At 43.1% G+C, this 20,852-nt stretch carries 15 protein-coding genes, 2 tRNA genes and 3 pseudogenes; 13 read left to right on the top strand and 7 right to left on the bottom strand.

Going from position 1 to position 20,852, the window contains the following annotated elements; genetic code table 11:
* Window positions 1-2: 2 nt before the first annotated feature.
* Together HYN51_RS07400 and HYN51_RS07405 are read left to right on the top strand one after the other, a co-directional pair.
* On the top strand, window positions 3-335 hold the full coding sequence (locus tag HYN51_RS07400) for a DUF1161 domain-containing protein (RefSeq protein ID WP_108899439.1): 333 nt from the start codon (window positions 3-5) through the stop codon (window positions 333-335).
* A 356-nt stretch (window positions 336-691) separates the two neighbouring features.
* Window positions 692-1,201, top strand: coding sequence for a hypothetical protein (locus HYN51_RS07405; RefSeq protein WP_108899440.1), 510 nt, complete (start codon window positions 692-694; stop codon window positions 1,199-1,201).
* Between the two features lie 271 nt (window positions 1,202-1,472).
* Here HYN51_RS07405 and HYN51_RS07410 read toward each other — a convergent pair whose 3' ends face one another.
* From HYN51_RS07410 to mlc, 3 genes are all read right to left on the bottom strand, one after another.
* A complete protein-coding gene (locus tag HYN51_RS07410; RefSeq protein ID WP_108899441.1) occupies window positions 1,473-2,219 on the bottom strand; it encodes an SDR family oxidoreductase in 747 nt (248 codons plus the stop codon).
* 127 nt (window positions 2,220-2,346) lie between these two features.
* The gene (gene bioD, locus HYN51_RS07415) at window positions 2,347-3,018 is read right to left on the bottom strand and encodes a dethiobiotin synthase (protein ID WP_108899442.1); all 672 of its coding nucleotides are present in this window, start codon (window positions 3,016-3,018) and stop codon (window positions 2,347-2,349) included.
* 260 nt (window positions 3,019-3,278) lie between these two features.
* Window positions 3,279-4,496 (bottom strand): sugar metabolism global transcriptional regulator Mlc, encoded by a 1,218-nt coding sequence (mlc, locus tag HYN51_RS07420; protein WP_108899443.1) that lies wholly within the window; start codon window positions 4,494-4,496, stop codon window positions 3,279-3,281.
* A 456-nt stretch (window positions 4,497-4,952) separates the two neighbouring features.
* Here mlc and HYN51_RS07425 point away from each other — a divergent pair, with 456 nt between their 5' ends.
* A complete protein-coding gene (locus tag HYN51_RS07425) occupies window positions 4,953-6,173 on the top strand; it encodes an MFS transporter (protein WP_230514055.1) in 1,221 nt (406 codons plus the stop codon).
* A 10-nt stretch (window positions 6,174-6,183) separates the two neighbouring features.
* Window positions 6,184-6,321 carry a DUF2770 family protein gene (locus HYN51_RS07430; RefSeq protein WP_230514040.1) on the top strand — a complete coding sequence of 46 codons (138 nt, stop codon included), beginning with the start codon at window positions 6,184-6,186 and terminating at the stop codon, window positions 6,319-6,321.
* Between the two features lie 127 nt (window positions 6,322-6,448).
* On the opposite strand, the gene fumC is transcribed toward HYN51_RS07430, so the two are convergent.
* Window positions 6,449-7,846 (bottom strand): class II fumarate hydratase, encoded by a 1,398-nt coding sequence (fumC, locus tag HYN51_RS07435; RefSeq protein ID WP_108899444.1) that lies wholly within the window; start codon window positions 7,844-7,846, stop codon window positions 6,449-6,451.
* Window positions 7,847-8,105: 259 nt separating this feature from the next.
* Between fumC and HYN51_RS07440 the strand changes: the two genes are divergently transcribed.
* The 3 genes and pseudogenes from HYN51_RS07440 to HYN51_RS07445 all read left to right on the top strand — a co-directional run bounded on the left by HYN51_RS07440 (window position 8,106) and on the right by HYN51_RS07445 (window position 11,963).
* Window positions 8,106-9,647, top strand: coding sequence for a YdgA family protein (locus HYN51_RS07440; RefSeq protein WP_108899445.1), 1,542 nt, complete (start codon window positions 8,106-8,108; stop codon window positions 9,645-9,647).
* A gap of 382 nt (window positions 9,648-10,029) precedes the next feature.
* A pseudogene (locus HYN51_RS16600) lies at window positions 10,030-10,341 on the top strand (4Fe-4S binding protein); the annotation flags it as partial.
* 180 nt (window positions 10,342-10,521) lie between these two features.
* Window positions 10,522-11,963: pseudogene (locus tag HYN51_RS07445) on the top strand (FAD-dependent oxidoreductase).
* A gap of 73 nt (window positions 11,964-12,036) precedes the next feature.
* Here HYN51_RS07445 and HYN51_RS07450 read toward each other — a convergent pair.
* Window positions 12,037-12,645, bottom strand: a complete 609-nt coding sequence (locus HYN51_RS07450) for a riboflavin synthase subunit alpha (RefSeq protein WP_108899446.1) — start codon at window positions 12,643-12,645, stop codon at window positions 12,037-12,039.
* A gap of 256 nt (window positions 12,646-12,901) precedes the next feature.
* Here HYN51_RS07450 and HYN51_RS07455 point away from each other — a divergent pair, with 256 nt between their 5' ends.
* The 5 genes from HYN51_RS07455 (at window position 12,902) to HYN51_RS07475 (ending at window position 16,958) form a co-directional block, all read left to right on the top strand.
* Window positions 12,902-14,275 carry an MATE family efflux transporter gene (locus HYN51_RS07455; RefSeq protein ID WP_108899447.1) on the top strand — a complete coding sequence of 458 codons (1,374 nt, stop codon included), beginning with the start codon at window positions 12,902-12,904 and terminating at the stop codon, window positions 14,273-14,275.
* A gap of 167 nt (window positions 14,276-14,442) precedes the next feature.
* A tRNA-Val gene (locus HYN51_RS07460) sits at window positions 14,443-14,519 on the top strand.
* A gap of 26 nt (window positions 14,520-14,545) precedes the next feature.
* Window positions 14,546-14,622 (top strand) — tRNA-Val (locus tag HYN51_RS07465).
* 340 nt (window positions 14,623-14,962) lie between these two features.
* A complete protein-coding gene (gene pykF / locus HYN51_RS07470) occupies window positions 14,963-16,375 on the top strand; it encodes a pyruvate kinase PykF (protein WP_108899448.1) in 1,413 nt (470 codons plus the stop codon).
* A 370-nt stretch (window positions 16,376-16,745) separates the two neighbouring features.
* On the top strand, window positions 16,746-16,958 hold the full coding sequence (locus HYN51_RS07475) for an LPP leucine zipper domain-containing protein (protein ID WP_108899449.1): 213 nt from the start codon (window positions 16,746-16,748) through the stop codon (window positions 16,956-16,958).
* A 405-nt stretch (window positions 16,959-17,363) separates the two neighbouring features.
* On the opposite strand, the pseudogene HYN51_RS07480 reads toward HYN51_RS07475, so the two are convergent.
* A pseudogene (locus tag HYN51_RS07480) lies at window positions 17,364-18,278 on the bottom strand (L,D-transpeptidase family protein); the annotation flags it as partial.
* Between the two features lie 357 nt (window positions 18,279-18,635).
* Here HYN51_RS07480 and tpx point away from each other — a divergent pair.
* The gene (tpx, locus tag HYN51_RS07485; RefSeq protein WP_108899451.1) at window positions 18,636-19,139 is read left to right on the top strand and encodes a thiol peroxidase; all 504 of its coding nucleotides are present in this window, start codon (window positions 18,636-18,638) and stop codon (window positions 19,137-19,139) included.
* A 74-nt stretch (window positions 19,140-19,213) separates the two neighbouring features.
* On the opposite strand, the gene tyrR is transcribed toward tpx, so the two are convergent.
* Complete coding sequence (tyrR, locus tag HYN51_RS07490) at window positions 19,214-20,794, bottom strand: transcriptional regulator TyrR (RefSeq protein ID WP_108899452.1); 1,581 nt, start codon at window positions 20,792-20,794, stop codon at window positions 19,214-19,216.
* Window positions 20,795-20,852 lie beyond the last annotated feature (58 nt).

The following is a 20,852-nucleotide window of genomic DNA, read 5'->3' on the forward strand; positions in this document are numbered from 1 at the left end:
CGATGAAAAAATCTTTACTGTTACTGACGGCCGCTATGCTGCTGACGCCATTAGCTACGTTTGCTGCAACCTGTGATGAGATTAAAGCTGAGATAGCTCAGAAAATTATTCATAAAGGTGTCCCTGAATCTGGATTTCAGCTGAACGTAGTCCCTGCCGAGCAAGCCAGTGGAACTGTGGTCGGTAATTGCGAACAAGGCAAACAGAAGATTGTCTATGCTAAACATCAAGCCACTGACGCCGCCCCGGCAGCATCTGACAGTGGTATTTCCGAGAAAACACCCGTGGTAGAAGATACTGAACATCCAAACCTTCAACCGCAAACCCAGCCATAATCTAATTATTGAAGCCCTCGACATTGAGGGCTTTTTACGCAATTTATTATTCTATTGAATGTGTAGTTACCATTAGTTATGGTCAATTGATGGTGACTATATTTGTCAACACATTTTTTGATAATATATTGAAAAAAACATTTCAATTAATGATATTTTTTTACTAAATTTCCCACAAATTAAAAATAAATTAAATAATTATCAATGTATTAATTAAATTTGAATAAAACGAATTTGACATAAAATATATTTTAATTATATTACGCGCTCACCTTAAATTGATTTAAGGCACATTTATTTAAAAAATATTTTTATTGATTGATTTATAAGGACTTAATTTCAATGTTAAAAAAATTATGTTTACCGCTTTAATTTCTACAGCGCTTTTATTAACGGGTTGTTCTGAAGAATCAAAAGTAAAAGGTAATATATTGAATGGCAAAGCTTCCATTACATTACCCGATAACTTTGTTCGGATGACAGATAGCCAACTACAGAAGAAATACCCTTCAAGTAACCGCCCTAATGAAGCTTATCAAGTGGAAAATGGTAAAGTCTCTTTTGCTTTTACATTAACTGATAATAGTATTTCAGAAGACCAATTATCTCAGGCGGCTGATGCAATGACCGCACAACTGGAAGATTTTTCACCAGAAGTCAAAGAGATGCAAGTTAATAAGCATAAAGCTATCTTAATTGAAATGACAACGCCAAATGAAGATGACGCTGAACATGAAATAAAGAACGCTATGCTGATTTCTAGTCTAGATGGCAAGTTATTAATCAGTACATTCAATACCACGTCTGATTTAGAAGAGAAATACCTGAGTATTGGTAAAAAAGCGCTAGAAACACTTTCTTATTAATTCCCCTGATTTAGGGACACGGATTAATTTATCAAAAATCTGGAAAAGTAATTTTCCAGATTTTTTTATGCTTATTCTATTTCAGTTTCAAATGATAGTTTTTAATTTGTTACGGTGTCACTTAATCTTCGTAAAAAAGTTAAATTTCTTCTAATACAGTGATAGCAAGGGCCGCCTAGGGGCACTTCGCTGGCTTAAGCTTAGTTGACCGCCAACGGCACCCTCTCCCTCTAATTGACTCTTTAGAAGACTAAACCATCAGACTTTGTCATTAATCTTTAGTCACTTTCAACGGCGAGAAGCTTTGCGCTACCGGCATTAACTCAATGAGATTAACGTTAACATGGGCCGGCTGAGTGGCAATCCAGAATACCGTTTCGGCGATATCGGTGGCGGTCAGTGGCTGAACATTTTCATACAGGCTGGCGGCTTTAGCGTCATCCCCTTTAAAACGCACATTGGAAAACTCTGTGGTGCCACATAACCCCGGTTCGACATCCGTAACACGGATAGCGGTACCCGCCAGATCGGCTCTCAGGTTAAGGCTGAACTGCTTCACAAATGCTTTCGTTGCGCCGTATACGTTTCCACCGGGATATGGGTATGTTCCGGCAATTGAGCCAATGTTAATAACGTGGCCGTGGTTCTGTTCCACCATTTGCGGTAAAATGGCATGCGTTACCGATGCCAGTGCGGTCACGTTAGTGCTAATCATCGTGGTCCAGTCACTGAAATCAGCTTTATTAGCCGGTTCCAAACCTAATGCCAAACCCGCATTGTTTACCAGTAGATCGATATTTTTAAACGCCGCCGGCAACGTTTTTAACGTAGCCAGTAATTTTTCGCGATCGCAAACATCCAGCTCTACGGGAAGAAATTTATCACCCAATTCATTTTTAAGCTGTTGAAGACGCTCTGCCCGGCGTGCCACGCCAATTACATAGTGACCCTGAGTAACAAATTTTCTGACGATCGCCTGACCAAACCCTGCGGATGCCCCAGTAACAAAAACAACCATTACATTTCCCCTTGCCTGTTTATACATAAGAATACTTTCTGGCGGGGTAGCCCACCAGAAAGAGAGGACGCTATTTCTATATCACATTTCCATCATCGTTGATTAATTAGATGACAGCAATGCTATATCAGCTGTTTTTTATGCGGCTAAGATCGATAAAGCCGGTTAAGTCCCGCTCTTCTGGTCGAGAGATGTATGGTAATTCGCCAATCAGCGGCGCAGGAATATTCTGTTTGAGCGCTTCAATGGTTTCTGAGTAATAGGCCAAACCGGGATTTATTCGGTTTGCGACCCACCCGGCAATATTGAGTCCATCATTTGCAATGGCTTCAGCAGTCAGAATTGCGTGGTTAATGCAGCCAAGCTGGATGCCAACCACTAAAATCACCGGAAGCTTTTCTTCAATCACCCAGTCAGATATAGGCCGCATACCGTTAAGCAGAAAACGCCAGCCACCCGTACCTTCGACAATCACGGCGTCCGCCTGAGATTGAAGATGGCTTAATCCACGGGAGATACGGGCATAGTCCATTGGGCTGTCGCTATAAGTTAACGCCACATGATCTTCAACGATCACCGGGTTAACCTCATCATAAGAAACACGAATAGATGAAGAAGACTGAAGGATCATCGCGTCATGATTTCTTGCCCCTTCATCCGTCGTGTGAGAAGCAATCGCGATAGGTTTATACCCTACTGCACGCTTTCCTTGTTTAATGAACGATTGTAACAGGGCGCGTGAAATAACGGTTTTGCCCACTTCAGTACAAGTACCGGTTACAAAAAATCGATTCGGCATAAAAGTTATTGCTCCGAAATCTTCTAAATAAATGGTTGATTCGTATCAGATGCCGGTCGCTAAAACGGTATAAGCAACAAATATATAATTGAATGTATAAGCAGTGATATTCATCTCAGGATCAAAAGTCTAGGCTAAGGCCTGATTGAATAGATTGCGTTAGCTCAAGATTTGCTAAAACAGCTAATATCTTTTTTTATAAAACAAAACGTTATACTTATTTAGAGGTAAATAATGAAAATTAAGGTATTTTAAGCAGATTATCCCTGAAGAAGTTTAACCAGCAGAGAGCCATTGTATAACGCCATCTTTACCAAAGCTGCGCCAGGCATGGTTCCGGCATTAACAAAGTGAGTTGGCGCAATACGGATATCCGTACGATATTGCGGCAAAGATTGTTGGTGAATACAGCGCTCGATAGCCGGATAGAGTGTCCCAGAAGAAGCATTCAGGGGTGAACCAATGATAATCTTTTCTGGATTGAAGATGTTAACCATCACCGCAGCGATATGTCCGATACTTTCCCCAATATAGCAGATGATCTCTCTGGCTAACTTATCGCCCTTGTTGGCGGCATCACACAGATTCTCGATGTTGATAGGCAAAGAATTAAGCATAGAATCAGGGTTAGAAGGCAGTAACTGGCGTGTTCTCTCCAGAATATTACCCATGCTGGCAATGGTTTCTAGACAGCCATGATTGCCGCAATAACAAGCTTTCCCCTTTTGTTCAACTTGAGTATGGCCTATCTCAATTTGACGGCTGGAATCCGCATGGAGAATTCGTCCATCGGTAATAACAGAAGCCCCGATGACATCATCAATAACTATCTGAATCACATTCTGACAGCCAAACGCGGCACCATACAGCGCTTCACTGATAGCCCAGGCGGAGACGTCCTGCTGAACATACACCGGTAAACCGGTTCTTTGGCTTAGCATTGCTCCTAAAGGGATATTCTCTTCATTGTAGAATGGTGTTTTGTGCACAACACCCGCAGTAGCATCAATGATGCCTGGCATGGTGATAGCAATAGCAGTCAAACGCTCAAGCCGTTTCTGATGGCGGGTAAAAAAGGATTCTATTTGCTGAATGAAGCGTTCTAACCAAGATTGGTTTTTATCAACAGGGAAATCAATCTGTTCTTCAATAATCAACTGATTACTTAAGTCTCTTAAGGCCAGCGTCAGGTAACCATAATGAATACGACCACTTAAATAGTGCCATGCCTGAGTATCCAGTTCGATTCCTATTGCCGGACGTCCACGACTGCCGACCTCACTAAATTCAGTCTCTTTAACCAGATGGGCGTCATACAGTTCTCGAACGATTTTGGTGATACTGGCTGGCGCCAGGTGGGAGAGCTTAGACAGGTCTATACGTGAAATCGGACCATACTGGTCGATAAGTCGGTATACCGCGCCCGTGTTGGTCTGCTTGATGTGGTCAATATGGCCCGGTTGCCCTTCTCTATTCACGTTATTGCCTCTGAATACAACTGATTAAATCTTTTGGAATATATTACCCAGTTATCGGAATTTATATGTGTTGCAATATATAATAAAATCAATACGATTTGACCGATGATGTCTGGCAGATTAACAGGATCCTTTTTTATTTCTATCATTTAAGCCATGGTTTGGTACTAACTGGTCCTTATTTATTCAACCAGCGATGACAACAACAATAAAATTGGTTTTTTTCCGCTAAGATCGTAGATAGTCGTAGATGAGTTTTGATTATCGTTTACCTAACAATATTTGTCACCAATGTATAGTTGTAGTTTCCTGATTATTGCCAGTTATGGCTGAGGAATTATCGTGGCACAGCATAAGCCCGAACGGGTGAACCTGCCAGAACCTTCTGCTGATGAGTCAGATCCCGAATCTGGCTTGAACACCTTCCCGGTTTCCAAACCGGTCACAAAAGTTACAGTGTCACGCTCCCGTTCTCCTTTTATCGTTAGGGGAACGGTCGATTTTATGAAGGTGACTGCGGCGATGTTTTCAGCCGGTCTGGCTACCTTTGCGCTGCTTTATTGCGTTCAGCCCATCTTACCGATACTTTCCCACGATTTTGGTATTTCACCCGCCAGCAGCAGTTTGTCCTTGTCTGTTTCAACAGCCATGTTGGCGGTGGGTTTGCTGTTTACCGGGCCCATTTCTGATGCAGTTGGTCGTAAACCGGTCATGGTGGTTGCATTAATGCTGGCGGCCACATTAACGATCGCCAGCTCATTGACCACCAGTTGGCATGGTATTTTGATCATGCGGGCCTTAGTGGGCCTAGCGTTAAGCGGTGTAGCCGCAGTTGCTATGACCTATATCAGCGAAGAAATCGATCCCATGTTTGTTGCCTTCGCAATGGGTTTATATATCAGCGGTAACTCACTTGGTGGTATGAGTGGACGGCTTATCAGCGGTGTGATGACCGATCTGTTTTCATGGCGTATAACACTGGGTAGCATTGGCTGTATTGCCTTGATCGCCGCGCTGGTTTTTTGGCGGATTTTACCCCCTTCAGGCCATTTCCGAGCGTCCTCCCTGCGTCCCCGGACCTTATTAATTAATTTTCGATTACATTGGCACGATCGTGGCTTACCGTTGCTGTTTGCTGAAGGTTTCTTATTAATGGGGTCGTTTGTTACGCTATTTAACTACATCGGCTATCGCTTGATGGAGCCACCTTACTATATTAGCCAAGCGTTTATCGGCGTACTGTCTCTGGTTTATCTGACGGGTACTCTAAGCTCTCCTAAAGCAGGTTCGTTGAGCGTGAAATATGGTCGCGGCCCGGTATTTATCTGTTCTGTCGCGTTGATGATATTGGGGCTATGCATGAGTCTGTTTTCATCAATTTGGCTTATATTGATTGGTATGTTGATCTTCACACCTGGTTTTTTTGCCGCACACTCAATCGCCAGCAGTTGGATTGGTTATCGGGCAAAGCGGGCTAAAGGTCAGGCATCAGCACTGTATCTGTTTTTCTATTACGTAGGTTCCAGTATTGCTGGTACTTTAGGTGGATTTTTCTGGCATAACTATGGGTGGACTGGGTTAGTTATATTTATCGCCGGAATGCTACTTTGCGCCCTGTTTATTGGGCGTTATCTTATTCGCTTACCGGAAGCATCAGCAGAACCGAAAAACCACTAAAGAGGTTAAGGTGAAAGAAAAACAAGATCTGATGTCGCGCATTATTGAATCAGTAATGAATAATATCAGGGAGCACATGATGATTTATATCGCCATTTGGATCATTGTTCTGTTGCTGGATATTTATTATGTCTGGTTTTATGAGTAATGGTTTTTTGCTTAGGTGTCTGGCGGGATTAACAATCAAAATCCGTCATCACTCGAGTATATGATGACGGATTTTAAAATCGCTTCTGGAAAGGTCAACGCGTCAACCTTTCATTTTTAATGCTGGGCTATTTCTTCATACTACCAACCATGTTTTCAGGTTTGACCCATTCATCAAATTGGGCCTCCGTCAGATAACCTAACTTTAGAGCAGATGCTTTCAAAGTGAGGTCTTCTTTATGGGCTTTTTTCGCAATTTCAGCCGCTTTGTCATAGCCAATATGGGTATTAAGAGCCGTTACCAGCATCAGAGATTCATTCAATAATTGAGAGATGCGTTTTCTATTTGGTTCAATACCAATGACACAATGCTTATTGAAACTGTTCATGCCATCCGCCAGCAAGCGAACAGACCGTAGGAAGTTATCAATAATCATCGGGCGATAAACATTTAGTTCGAAATTACCGGATGCTCCGCCAATATTAATTGCCACATCATTGCCCATCACCTGAGCGCATAGCATGGTAAGTGCTTCACACTGGGTTGGGTTGACTTTTCCCGGCATAATCGAACTACCGGGTTCATTTTCTGGAATGTCAATTTCACCAATACCACAACGAGGGCCAGAAGCGAGCCAACGCACATCGTTAGCAATTTTCATTAGCGATGCAGCCAGCCCTTTTAACGCACCATGAGAATGAACTAAGGCATCACAGGTCGCCAGTGCCTCAAATTTATTGGGTGAGGTTACAAACGGCTGTCCGGTTAACGAAGCCAGCTCTTTCGCCACCCGTACGGCATATTCCGGATGGGTATTCAATCCCGTACCGACGGCAGTTCCGCCTAAAGCCAGTTCACTGAGATGTGGCACCGAATTTTCAATGTGTTTGATGTTATATGACAGCATGGCTGCCCAACCTGAGATCTCCTGCCCTAGCGTTAACGGCGTTGCATCTTGTAAATGAGTTCGACCTATTTTGACGATGTCGTGAAAGGCTTCGGACTTATCGGCTAAAACTTGATGTAATGTTTTCAGCTCCGGTAATAAATGGCTACGTACCGCAACCACTGCTGCAACGTGCATTCCAGTGGGAAATACATCATTAGAGCTCTGGCTTTTATTCACATCATCGTTCGGATGAACTAAACGATCGTTGCCCCGCTTACCACCTAATATTTCACTGGCGCGATTGGCGAGCACTTCGTTCATATTCATGTTGGTTTGAGTTCCTGAACCGGTTTGCCAAATAGAAAGCGGGAACTCATTATTGTGTTTGTCGGCCAGCACCTCATCAGCAGCACTCATAATGGCTTGGCCTTTTTTTTTGTCCAGTAACCCTAACTGCATATTCACTGTCGATGCCGCTCGCTTCACCTGAGCGAGTGCATGAATTAGTGCCTTAGGCATTTTCTCTTGAGATATGCGGAAATGCTCCAGTGAACGCTGAGTCTGTGCGCCCCACAGGCTATTTTCAGGTACTTCAATTGGGCCCATTGAATCTTTTTCTGTACGCATAGCAGCCATGAGTTTCTCCTGATTCTGGTTAATAAACGGCAATAATTTTCAATCGTCTCATAATGCTATCAGTGAATGTGTGACATCCCACTGCTTAATGAAGATGAGAATCATTAATGTTATTTAACTATCAATAAAATCTTTTTAACTAGTGTTGCTTATGGACCATCTTTCAGCGGACAATCAACATTACGTCTGGTTAGTCATGAGTATAGTTACGCACTGATATTATAAGTCGTTAACGACAAAGGAATAGGATGAACAAACGATGAAAAAATCGATAGTTGCAGTTGGTGTATTGGTCGTACTGGGTGGAGTTTGGGTTGGTGGTGCATGGTATACCGGGAAAATGATCCAGGGTCAGGTGAATAAATCCATTGTTGATGCCCAAACCTACTTTAATAAAAATGTTCCTGAATATCAGGCAACGATTTCTGTTGCTGATTATCAACGTGGTGTTTTCTCTTCTACGATTAATTATCAGTTGGAAATGATCGATCAAACCAATGCTGAAGGCCCACAGAAAGACAGCGTAACGATCCATCAGGAAGTCAGTCATGGTCCCTTCCCGCTGGCAAAACTCAGCTTGATTCCTAAACTGGCGTACTCAAAAACTGAACTGGTGAAGCAAGGTTCTCTGGATAAATTATTTGAAATGGCGGGCGGAAAATCCCCAGTATCCATTGATATTTTGACTTCTTATAGCGGTAACTCTGACCTCAAAGTGGTATTAGAGCCGTTAACAGAAAAAGATTCTAATGCATTTAAGTTCAGTGGATTAACCATTGATGGCGTCGCTAACATACTTAAGGGTAAAGAAGCGGTTACCCTGACCAGTTCTCCCTTTGAACTGTCTGATGAAGGTCGCGTAGTGTCATACGACACGGCTAAAATTGATGTCAGCCAAAATAAAGCTCAGGAATATCAGGCAACAGCCAGCATCGGTAAGTTCACCGTAGCAGAGGCGGATACAGACCAGTTGGTTATGAATGGTCTGACCATAAAAAGCAACGGTAAAATCGGTAAGTTCGATCTTGGTGTCGGTGTCAGCGACATTGAACTGAAAAATGTTACCTATACCGTTAAACAACAGCCAAAGCTGGTTATCGATAATCTTTTAATCTCTAGCAATGCACAGGAAACCGATAAGTTTATTAATCAAGTGGTTGATACCACTATTGGCCAAATGAGTATTGATGGGAAAACGATTGGCTCCGGTAGCCTGAAACTCAAACTGGATCAGTTTGATGGTAAAGCACTGCAATACTTGAATCAAAATTCAAACCAACTGGCCTATCTGTTCCTTGGTGTACCCGCAGAAGAGTCTGCCGAGCAGGCGGGTAACATGATGATGAATAACCTGATGGCTTTCCTCGATGCTAATCCGGTAATCAGCATTACGCCTCTTATCTGGAAAAATGATAAAGGTGAAAGCCAAGTTGATATGTCTCTGACCATGATGAAACCAGATTCGCAAAATATGGCGATGGAAGATATGTCTCAGTTACTGATGAGCTCAATCAAGTCATTCAGCAGCAATAGCAAACTCTCCATCCCGATGCTGAACGAGCAAGTCAAAATTAGTCATGAAATATCAGACGGTATTTCTGCTGAAGAAGCACAAGCTCAGGCAACAAAGGCTGTTCAACAAATAGTTGGTCTTGGATTAGCGCAAAAGATGATCAACAAACAGGACGATAACACCATTACCAGCAGCTTTAACTATGCTGATGGTGTGATTGACCTGAATGGACAAAAAATGCCGGCAGAACAGTTCATCAATTTATTTATCATGTCTGGTATGAATTAGTTCATATAATAACCTAACGGTAATAAATAAACGTTTCCGCCTGAAATAATTCGTTTCTAGCGGAAACGTATCAGCAAATGAATCTTTAATCAGTTTTTGAAAAAATATATTTTGATAATCAAATCATTAAATGAAATTCCATTTCAGTTTCATTTAACTCCTGCCGGTATTTCACAAACTTTCTTCAACACTTTCACTATTGTTAAGCCCGCTTTCCTGTGATAAACACCATAACCATAATAAAAGTAATGGTAATCCCTATATAGCTAATTATAAGCACTCCGACTAAATCGGATTTTTACAGGAAGTATTTATGAACCGCTTTGTTATAGCCGATGCAAAAGCTTGTATTGGATGTCGTGTCTGTGAAGTTGCCTGTGTCATGACTCACAATCAGGGCAAACATCCTGATGTTCCTGAGCTCTATTTTCCTCGCATTAAAGTCATCAAAACCGCCAGCATTAAAACCGCTGTGACCTGTCGACACTGTGAAGATGCGCCCTGCGTTCAGGTTTGCCCCAGTGCGGCATTGACCCATGGCGATCACTGTATTCAATTGAATAAAGAAAAATGCATCGGTTGCAAAACTTGCGTTCTGGCCTGTCCGTTTGGCGCGATTGGCATGGTTGAAGAGAGCATTACCTTTGCTGATGGTGCACCAAACCGCACGACTGCCCACAAGTGCGACCTGTGTGCCGATGATGCAGAAAGCCCGGCTTGTGTAGCCAATTGCCCCACTCAAGCATTAAAAGTATTCAGTCAGGAATATTTACTTGAACAACAGCAGCAAAAACTTCGCCATGCGGCGCTGCGCGAAGATCCGATGGGAGCAACTCGAGGTGTTCAATCGGCAGAAAATAACACGGTAAATAAACTGGCTGGAAAAGTGATTATCCCCCGTAGTGATGCAATTAAGATCGATTTACCATTACGTAAAACCGAGTTTGTCGAGATCTACAAGCGCTTTACACCTGAGCAAGTTGGCACTCAAGGCGATCGTTGTATTACCTGTGGCGATCACGCATTTTGTGAGTGGACTTGCCCACTGCATAACCGTATACCTCACTGGATCTCTCTGGCACAGCAAGGCCGTATCATCGAGGCTGCCGAACTTTCACATCAAACCAGTAGCCTGCCAGAAATCTGCGGTCGCGTTTGCCCACAGGATCGCCTGTGCGAAGGCAGTTGTACTCTTCAGAGTTTAGGGGGGTCACTATCGGTAATATTGAACGCTACATTACGGATACAGCGTTTGAGATGGGCTGGAAACCTGACCTGTCTCAGGTTAAATCATTAGGTAAGAAAGTTGCTATCGTTGGTGCTGGTCCTGCCGGACTGGCCTGCGCTGATATTCTGGCTCGTAATGGCATTGATGCTGTGGTATTCGATCGCCACCCTGAAATTGGCGGAATGCTGACCTTTGGGATCCCCTCCTTTAAGCTAGATAAAGATGTGATGGTTCATCGCCGTGAAATTTTTACCAGCATGGGCATTGAATTTCATTTGAATACTGAAATTGGTAAAGATATCGCTTTTGATTCGCTACTTAACGATTATGATGCGGTGTTTGTCGGCGTAGGTACCTATCAATCCATGCGTGCAGGATTGGATAATGAAGATGCACCAGGCGTTTATGACGCCCTACCGTTCCTGATTGCTAACACCAAAAAAGTGATGCATCTGCCGGAACTGAAAGAAGAGCCCTATATCAACTTATCTGGGAAGCGTGTTGTCGTTCTAGGGGGTGGGGATACCGCAATGGACTGTTTACGCACTTCTATTCGTCAAGGCGCCACGGAAGTGACTTGCGCTTACCGTCGTGATGAAGCCAACATGCCGGGTTCCAAGAAAGAAGTGAAAAATGCCCGTGAAGAAGGCGTTGAATTTATGTTTAACGTACAGCCTGTATCACTAGAGCTAGATGAAGATGGTCATGTTAGCGGGGTGAAGTTGGTCAGAACCGAGATGGGAGAACCGGATGCCGAAGGCCGCCGCCGTCCTAAAGTGATTCAAGGTTCTGAGTTTATACAACCTGCTGACGCCGTCATCAAAGCCTTTGGTTTCCGCCCTCACGCCATGCCATGGCTAGTAAACATGGGTGTAGAACTCGATAGCTACGGCGTTATTGTCGCGCCACATTTGAATCACTTTGCCTGTCAAACCAGTAACCCAAAAGTGTTTGCCGGTGGCGATGTGGTCAGAGGCGCCGATTTAGTGGTAACCGCCATTGCTGATGGGCGTAAAGCGGCGAAAAGTATTGTTAGTTTCTTAACCGAAAGTGACCAGTCTGAGTTACTGCTAAATAAAGTATCCTGAGCCATAAGCAACAATCCCCGCGGGTAAGGCGGGGATTGTTGGTCTTTCAATATCATAACCCATAAATGTGCGGTTAGTTTTTACTGGCAAGTACGCGTTCAACTGTATCTACAACAGCCTGAGTTTGCGGATCGATTTCGATATTCACCGAATCGCCCAAACGTTTAGTGCCGAGCGTCGTACGTTCCAGCGTTTCTGGAATCAAATACACGCAGAAACGGCTCTTTACTACTTCACCGATGGTCAGACTGATGCCATCAATACCGATAAATCCTTTGTTTAGCACATATTTCATCAGATCTTCAGGCATCTTGAACCAGATTTGACGATTATTTTCTGAAATCAAAATTTTCATGATTTCTGCTTGGCACATGATGTGACCAGACATCAAATGCCCACCAATTTCATCACCAAACTTAGCGGCCCGTTCCAGATTTACCTTAGAACCGACAGAAAGTGCGCCCAAATTAGTCACCCGTAATGTTTCTTTCATTAGATCGAAACTGACGATATCGCCATCCACGTCCGTTACCGTTAAGCAACAGCCGTTATGCGAAACAGATGCTCCTGTCTCTAGCCCCGGCAATAGCCCCGCAGGAAACTTCATTTTATGGACGCGAAAATTGGCTTTTTCTTCGATTTCAACAACAGGAGCAGTTCCCTGAACAATTCCGGTAAACATTCAATAGGCCTCAATAATCAGTAGTAACATTTAATCATGCACAAAATTAGCTGGTCAGAAGTTTGACGCAATTTGGTATAAAAACCAAATCCAGTTTCCGATTTTATTCTTATTTCCAAGTTTTAATCACGAGTGTTTCATTTGCTTACTGACGTTTAATAGGTAGAATCGTGCCCCTTACATTTCGTTTATCACTGTAATTTTGGTATTTCAGTGACATATTTTATCTTAATCTCAATAAATTAAAGGTAAGTACGTGCAGAACTATATCCGCGAAGCGCGTAATCTACTGGTTTTAGCCGTTCCAGTTATTGCAGCCCAATTTTCTCAAACTGCCATGGGTGTGGTTGATACCATCATGGCAGGAGACGTCAGCGCTACCGATATGGCCGCCGTGGCTGTCGGTACGTCTATCTGGTTGCCAGCCATTTTGTTTGGACAAGGGTTGCTAATGGCGCTGACACCGGTGGTGGCACAATTGAACGGTGCTGGCCGCAGAAAAGACATTGCGCATCAGGTAACTCAATCGGTATGGATGGCCCTCTTCATTTCGCTGTTTTTAATCGTGGTGCTGTATAACAGCCATTATGTTATACAGCATATGCAAAATATCGATGAGAAGTTGGCGGATATCACCATTCGTTATCTGCGTGCCATTATGTGGGGCGCTCCAGCCTATCTGTTATTTCAGGTTTACCGTAGTCAGTGCGATGGCTTATCGAAAACCAAGCCCAGTATGGTAATTGGGTTTATTGGTTTGCTGGTCAATATTCCGGTTAACTATGTGATGATTCATGGCAAGCTAGGCTTTCCCGCCATGGGAGGCGTGGGCTGTGGTATTGCTACGGCATCGGTATATTGGGTGATGTTTATTGGTATCAAGCTATACGTTCGTTCTGCCTGTTCCCAAAAAGATATTGTTCAATACAGTACCTATGAAAAGCCGTATATGCCTACCCTTAAACGATTGTTCAACCTCGGCCTACCGGTAGCCCTTGCGTTATTTTTTGAGGTGACCCTGTTTGCCGTCGTGGCATTGCTGGTTTCACCGTTGGGTGTTGTTTCCGTCGCCGGACACCAGATTGCACTCAATTTTAGCAGTCTAGTATTCGTTATTCCGCTGGCGCTAGGGGTAGCAACCTCCATTCGGGTTGGCTTTAAACTGGGGCAGAAAAAAGTTGATGAGGCTAAAGTAGCGTCTTATACCGGATTGATATTGGGCCTGAGTCTGGCGGCTATCACGGCTCTGTTTACTGTGATTTTTCGCCATCAGATTGCATTGTTATATAACGATACCCCGGAAGTCGTGATGATGGCGACGCATTTGATGTTATTAGCCGCAGTGTATCAATGTTCTGACTCCATTCAGGTTATTGGTAGTGGGATCCTCCGTGGTTATAAAGATACCCGATCCATCTTCTATATTACCTTTATTGCTTACTGGATTGTGGGACTGCCGGTTGGTTATTGTCTGGGGTTGACCGACTTATTGGTTCCCGCAATGGGGCCCGCTGGTTTCTGGATTGGGTTTATCATTGGTTTGAGCGCCGCTGCTGTTTTGATGATGCTGCGTATGCACTGGTTGCAAAAACAACCCATTGAGTTAATTTTATCGCGTTCTCAGCGCTAATCACTTCTCAGGCAGTCTGTTGGATAAAAAAGAGGCTGCCTGAACAGTAAGTCGCCAATTAGTGATGTCAGCATAAGAAAATCGCTTTTTCTCCTTGCCAGTGAGCCACTTCATCGTTAATATTCGTGCGCGTCGTTAACGCAATAGGCTTTAATGATACATAATATGCGTCCGTAGCTCAGTTGGTTAGAGCACCACCTTGACATGGTGGGGGTCGGTGGTTCGAGTCCACTCGGACGCACCAGATATTTCAGTATCTGGTATTTCAAAGCGCCCTTAGCTCAGTTGGTTAGAGCGCCACCTTGACATGGTGGAGGTCGGTGATTCGAGTTCACTAGGGCGCACCATTTCTTTATCTCTTTATCTCCCACACACCTCCTGTTTCCGGCCTTTTTGTACGTTCTCACTAAATTTAGCTGCTTATTACATTATTTTTTCGACAATTATCCATTTTCTTCTGGTGCATTTCCCCTTTATAATAGGCAAAATAGTTAGTTGAAAGGTTTCAGCAGATGAGCAAACCGCAGTTTCTTCGGTATCAAAGATGATTTCTGTCTACAGACTGGCGATATTGCCTATGTTTCGCAATACTGAAAGTAACCTGATTACGCGTGTATTTTTTTCTGAAGCCTCAATAGCAGGCTCTCGTTTTCTTTCCACACAAAAATATCGGTAAAAATTATCATCATGAAAAAGACTAAAATTGTATGTACCATCGGTCCGAAAACTGAATCAGAAGAAGTTTTGGGTAAGCTGCTAAATGCAGGTATGAATGTAATGCGTTTGAACTTTTCTCATGGTGACTATAATGAGCACGGACAACGTATTTCCAACCTGCGCGCAGTACTGGCGAGAACCGGTCAAAAAGCAGCAATCCTTCTAGATACCAAAGGCCCAGAAATCCGCACAATGAAACTGGAAGGTGGTAGTGATGCTCCTCTGGTTGCGGGTCAAACTTTCATCTTTACTACTGACCAAAGCGTTATTGGTAATAGTGAGCGTGTTGCTGTGACCTACACGGGTTTTGCAGAAGACTTGAAAGTTGGCAATACCGTACTGGTTGACGATGGCTTAATTGGTATGGAAGTTATCGAAGTCCGAGCGAAAGAAATTGTGTGTAAAGTACTGAACAGCGGCGATTTGGGTGAAAACAAGGGTATTAACCTGCCAAACGTATCCATTCAACTGCCTGCCCTGTCAGAAAAAGACAAAAAAGACTTAGTATTTGGCTGTGAGCAAAACGTTGATTTCGTTGCTGCCTCTTTTATTCGTAAGCGTTCAGACGTACTGGATATTCGTGAACATTTAAAAGCAAACGGTGGTGAGCACATTCAAATCATCTCCAAAATTGAAAACCAAGAAGGCCTGAACAACTTCGATGAAATTCTCGAAGCGTCTGATGGCATCATGGTGGCTCGCGGTGACCTTGGCGTTGAAATCCCAGTTGAAGAAGTTATCTTTGCTCAGAAAATGATGATCGAGAAGTGTAACCAAGCGCGTAAAGTGGTTATCACTGCAACTCAAATGCTAGACTCAATGATCAAAAACCCTCGCCCTACTCGCGCTGAAGCCGGTGACGTTGCTAACGCCATTCTGGACGGTACTGATGCCGTTATGCTGTCCGGTGAGAGTGCTAAGGGTAAATACCCACTGGAATCCGTTACTATCATGGCCACCATTTGCGATCGTACCGATCGTGTGATGCCATGTCGCGTAGACAAACTGACCTCTTCCGGTAAATTACGTATTACTGAAGCGGTATGTCGTGGCGCAGTAGAAACTTCAGAGAAGCTGGATGCCGTACTGATTGTTGTTGCGACTCAAGGTGGTAAATCAGCTAAAGCTATCCGTAAATACTTCCCTACAGCACCTATTCTAGCGCTAACCACCAATGAAACGACCGCTCGTCAGTTAGTTCTGACCAAAGGCGTTACGGCTCAAGTGGTTAAAGAAATCGCCTCTACTGATGATTTCTACCGTATTGGCAAAGAAATGGCGTTAACCAGCGGATTGGCACAGAAGAATGATATTATTGTAATGGTATCTGGCGCACTGGTTGCCAGCGGCACGACAAATACGGCTTCTGTACATATTCTTTAACAACTCTTGTAACATTAAGACGCCATCTAACTCAGATGGCGTTTTTTTTCGTCTGTTTTAAGGCTAAACCTACAATCAGAATTATTGGCTAATTGTACTATTCTTTTTATCCAAAAATAGATAATGGTGTATAAAAACACAGGCTTATTTCCCTCACTTATCGTTAGATAAATTTTTCACCACCACACGTTACCTTTTTTTAGTAGCGTAAAATCCTTTTTTTCGCAAATAATAATTTGTTTTGACTATTCTTTAACCAAATAAGCAAAATAGTTTGCGAGAAGTTAAAAAATTATTCTCATTCCGAAAAAGTTTGTGTAATACTTATCGGGCTACATGCAAAAAGTTAATTCAAATTGAGGGTGTAAATATGAACCGTACTAAAGTGGTACTGGGTGCTGTAATTTTAAGTGCTACTCTGTTAGCTGGCTGTGCAAAAAGCACTGACACTTCAACTAACAGCAAGCTGACTCAACTGATCAGCGATGTTGCTGCTTTACGTTCAGATGTACAAGTTGCTAAAGATGAAGCAGCTCGTGCTAACCAACGTTTAGACAACATGACTCGTTCTTACAAGAAATAATATTTCTCGTAAGGGAAAATGGCGCACTTAAGTGCGCCATTTTTTTATCAGTAATAATCCGTCACTGTTCTATAACTTTTCTTTTTATTTATCTGCCCCGCCTATCCTAAACTGTCCACTTTTATTCAGTTATTCGCTAATGCCAATAATAAGCGCCTATGGCTCATTCTAAGCTTAGTATAAAAAAACAAGATCGGCGTGGGGGTTAACAATAAAAATGCCTCAAATTGACACTCAAGCGATTATTTATCGAAATAACATATCAGTACTGAAAAAAATTTAAGGAAGAGAAAAATAATTAAGAGGGAAGCTAAAGGAAAACATTATGGCAGGAAATCTTATTAAAGCAGTGGGAGTATTTCCCCACTGCTTTATGTATAGCTATCGTTAGGGATATTAATGATTCACTAACAGTGGCAATCCAGAACGACGCTCAATTTCAGCATTCACTCGGGAAGCATCCGTTGACGGATTATTAATAAATGTTGCAATGCTTGGGTGAATATCAATTGGCTTAGTCTGCGGATTGTCGTTTTCAGACTTTGATAATGGCTGATGAATTTCGACATAACGAGAACCATCAGGCTCTGTCGTTGCTTTAATCGGCTCATTGATCACCTGAACCCGAGTTCCCACCGGGACCGTGTTAAACAACTCTTCAATATCGTTAGGACGCAAACGGATACAACCTGAGCTAACACGCATACCAATACCAAAATCCGCATTAGTACCATGAATCAGATAAGTACCGCCCGCAGCAGCCATACGTAAGGCGAACAATCCCATTGGATTTTCAGGGCCTGCTGGAACCATTGCCGGTAAAGTAATACCTTCTGCCGCATAATTCTTACGGATATTGGCTGTTGGTGTCCAGGTCGGATTGGCCTTTCTTTCAACAATGGTCGTGGTCATTACTGGCGTATCACGACCCAGTTGACCAATACCAATTGGATAAACGATAACGGTATTTTTGCCTTTCGGATAGTAGTAAAGACGAAGTTCCGACAGGTTAATAACAATACCATCGCGCGGCGTATCCGGCAGGATCATTTGTAGCGGAAGAATTAATTCTGAACCCGCTTTTGGCAACAGTGGATCAACGTCCGGATTTGCTTCCAGCATAGCAATCAGGCCAATTTGATAATCTGAGGCGATTCGTTCCAGTGAGCGCCCGTCATTCGGAACAATCAATACCCTATTCTCACCAATTAAACGGCTATTAGACGGTGGTAACGGGTATTCCATAGCTTGAGCCACTGAAAAATGACCAACGAACAATATAGCCAGTACAGCCTTACAAACTGCAAAAACACGGTTCATTCTTAATTCCTAAACTTCAGCTTTATATCAGTTAAATTTGTCTGGTTTACCGCAGACGAGGTAACCATCAGTTTACATCTATCAACAGCTATTATGAATCAAAACAGATCATACATATAGAGATGCTACCTGTTGTACGGTAAAAAATAATCAATTTTTTTGCCTATTAGCACAATTGAATACCGGAGGATTCAGCTTGAAGCATCTAATTGCATTGATTTAAAGAGAAAAAAAACAAGAGATAGAGGGTGTGATCAATTGATGGCAAGACTAATTTATTTTGAGATATCCAAAAGTGTTTTGTTGGACTAAGATAACTTAATTGTTAATTTAAAGTAACATTCACTGGAGGCAGTTATGACTCAAACCGTACAAATGAAAGGCAATCCGGTATCCGTTGCCGGGCAATTACCCAAAGCGGGTGACAGCGCAAAAGCATTCACTCTGGTCGCAAAAGATCTCTCTGATGTCACATTAAGTACCTATGCCGGCAAACGTAAGGTACTGAATATATTTCCAAGTGTGGATACTTCTGTTTGTGCTACGTCGGTCAGAACGTTTAACCAACGCGTGGGTGATACCAACAATACGGTTGTGCTATGTATCTCCGCCGATCTGCCTTTTGCTCAGGCACGTTTTTGTGGGGCTGAAGGTTTAGACCATGTTGTTACCCTGTCTACATTCCGTAATCCTGAGTTTAAACAAAATTATGGTATTGATATTCAGGATGGTCCATTGAAAGGTTTAACCACTCGTGCTGTGGTGGTACTGGATGCTAACGATAAAGTGGTTTACAGCGAACTGGTTAAAGAGATCTCTACTGAACCAAACTATGATGCTGCGCTAGCCGCACTGAAATAGTTGCACCCTATTAAACAAATTGAATAATAAAGGGAGCCATTGGCTCCCTTCTGTTTTATTGGCTTTCAGTTTACTTATTCATTATCGATAGCTTCTGCATTTTCAGCAGAACGTGATGGTTGGCTTAAACCATATTCTCTAAGCTTATTCGCAATCGCCGTGTGGGATACGCCTAACCGTTTAGCCAGCTTACGAGTACTTGGGTAGCTGCTGTACAGTTGAGTTAATACTGAACATTCGAATCGTTTACATATCTCATCTAGGCTGCCATCCATAACATTATTATTCAGCATCATTTCAGCAGATACTTCAGGTAATACAATATCTTTGACCTGTAATTCATTACCTTCCAACTGAGTAAAACTTCGATAAAGAATATTCTTCAGTTGTCTGACATTGCCCGGCCAGCCGTATTGAGTTAACAGCGGTGTTAAATCCGGTGCCAGCTTAGGGCGATGAACACCAAGTTGATCGGCGAACAGCGTGATAAATTGCTCAGCCAGCGGCATGATGTCGGAAACGCGTTCTTTTAACGGAGGGATAGTCAAAGTCAGTACGTTCAGACGGTAATAGAGGTCTTCTCTAAACATCCCCTGACTGACCAAATTAAACAGACTTTTTTGAGTCGCGCAAATCACGCGAACATCCACATACACTTCCTGATCTTCACCCACTCGCCGGAAGGTGCCATCATTTAGAAAGCGTAATAATTTTGCCTGCATGGTTGGCGACATTTCACTGATGTTATCTAGCAGAACTGAACCACCATTTGCTTGTTCAAAGAATCCTTTCTTGCTTTCAACTTGTGCACTTCCACCATGACCGAACAGCTCACTTTCCACCACATCATCAGGCAAAGAGGCACAATTAATCGCCAGAAAAGGCTTATCTCGGCGAGCGCTGCGAACATGGCAAGCTTGAGCCAAAATATCTTTACCGGTTCCAGTATCACCAATAATCAGTAGAGGTACATCCAGCATGGCTAACTTATTGGCCTGTTCAATCAACAATTTCATTTTGCTGCTAATGGCAACGATATGACCAAATGCATGATTATCAGCAACGTTCTTATTCTGTAGTTGGCGCCCAATTCTGGCCGCTGACTTCAGAACAATGACTGCTCCTGTCACCTCTTTCGGTTGCTGTTCATCATCACTCTGGTTGATAGGTGTGATATCCATCAGGTAATCCTGACCGCGAATAATCGCACGCTCCGAATGAGGTACAATATTTTCACCTTCCAGATGACGGAGGAAGTTGTAGCCACTTAACAAGCTAGACGCTGTCTGAGTCAGTATTTTTTCCTCAGATAGCCCAAACAGCATTAGTGCGGCATGGTTAGCCAAGTCGATTCGCCCTTTCAAATCGATAGAAATCACTGGTTCTGGCAGAGACTCCAACAGCGCTCTCAATGCGTGTAAGCGCTGTTCTGAAGGCATATAAGAAACTGTACGGACATCGATCACGCCGGCGATCCGCCGAATGTTCACCATTAATGCACTAAATACATCAAAATCAATAGAAGAAAAATTAAGATAGATCTTGCCGCTGACATCGATTTCGATGCCCCGTAGATCAAGATTGCGGGCAACCAGCAAATCAAGTAGTTCACGGGTTAATCCCAGACGATCTTCGCAGAGGACTTCAAGACGCATTGTGAATAGCCTTGTTTAACGAGCGTGCTGTAATGGTTGTTGCCCCTATCATACCCGC

This window comes from Limnobaculum parvum, from assembly GCF_003096015.2.
Classification (GTDB): Bacteria; Pseudomonadota; Gammaproteobacteria; order Enterobacterales; family Enterobacteriaceae; genus Limnobaculum; species Limnobaculum parvum.

Bases quoted from the DNA above. Each gene is read 5' to 3' on its own strand.
- tyrR (WP_108899452.1), bottom strand. From the start codon at position 20,794: ATGCGTCTTGAAGTCCTCTGCGAAGATCGTCTGGGATTAACCCGTGAA.
- HYN51_RS07475 (WP_108899449.1), top strand. From the start codon at position 16,746: ATGAACCGTACTAAAGTGGTACTGGGTGCTGTAATTTTAAGTGCTACT.
- HYN51_RS07440 (WP_108899445.1), top strand. From the start codon at position 8,106: ATGAAAAAATCGATAGTTGCAGTTGGTGTATTGGTCGTACTGGGTGGA.
- pykF (WP_108899448.1), top strand. From the start codon at position 14,963: ATGAAAAAGACTAAAATTGTATGTACCATCGGTCCGAAAACTGAATCA.
- HYN51_RS07410 (WP_108899441.1), bottom strand. From the start codon at position 2,219: ATGGTTGTTTTTGTTACTGGGGCATCCGCAGGGTTTGGTCAGGCGATC.
- tpx (WP_108899451.1), top strand. From the start codon at position 18,636: ATGACTCAAACCGTACAAATGAAAGGCAATCCGGTATCCGTTGCCGGG.
- fumC (WP_108899444.1), bottom strand. From the start codon at position 7,846: ATGGCTGCTATGCGTACAGAAAAAGATTCAATGGGCCCAATTGAAGTA.
- bioD (WP_108899442.1), bottom strand. From the start codon at position 3,018: ATGCCGAATCGATTTTTTGTAACCGGTACTTGTACTGAAGTGGGCAAA.
- HYN51_RS07450 (WP_108899446.1), bottom strand. From the start codon at position 12,645: ATGTTTACCGGAATTGTTCAGGGAACTGCTCCTGTTGTTGAAATCGAA.
- HYN51_RS07405 (WP_108899440.1), top strand. From the start codon at position 692: ATGTTTACCGCTTTAATTTCTACAGCGCTTTTATTAACGGGTTGTTCT.
- HYN51_RS07400 (WP_108899439.1), top strand. From the start codon at position 3: ATGAAAAAATCTTTACTGTTACTGACGGCCGCTATGCTGCTGACGCCA.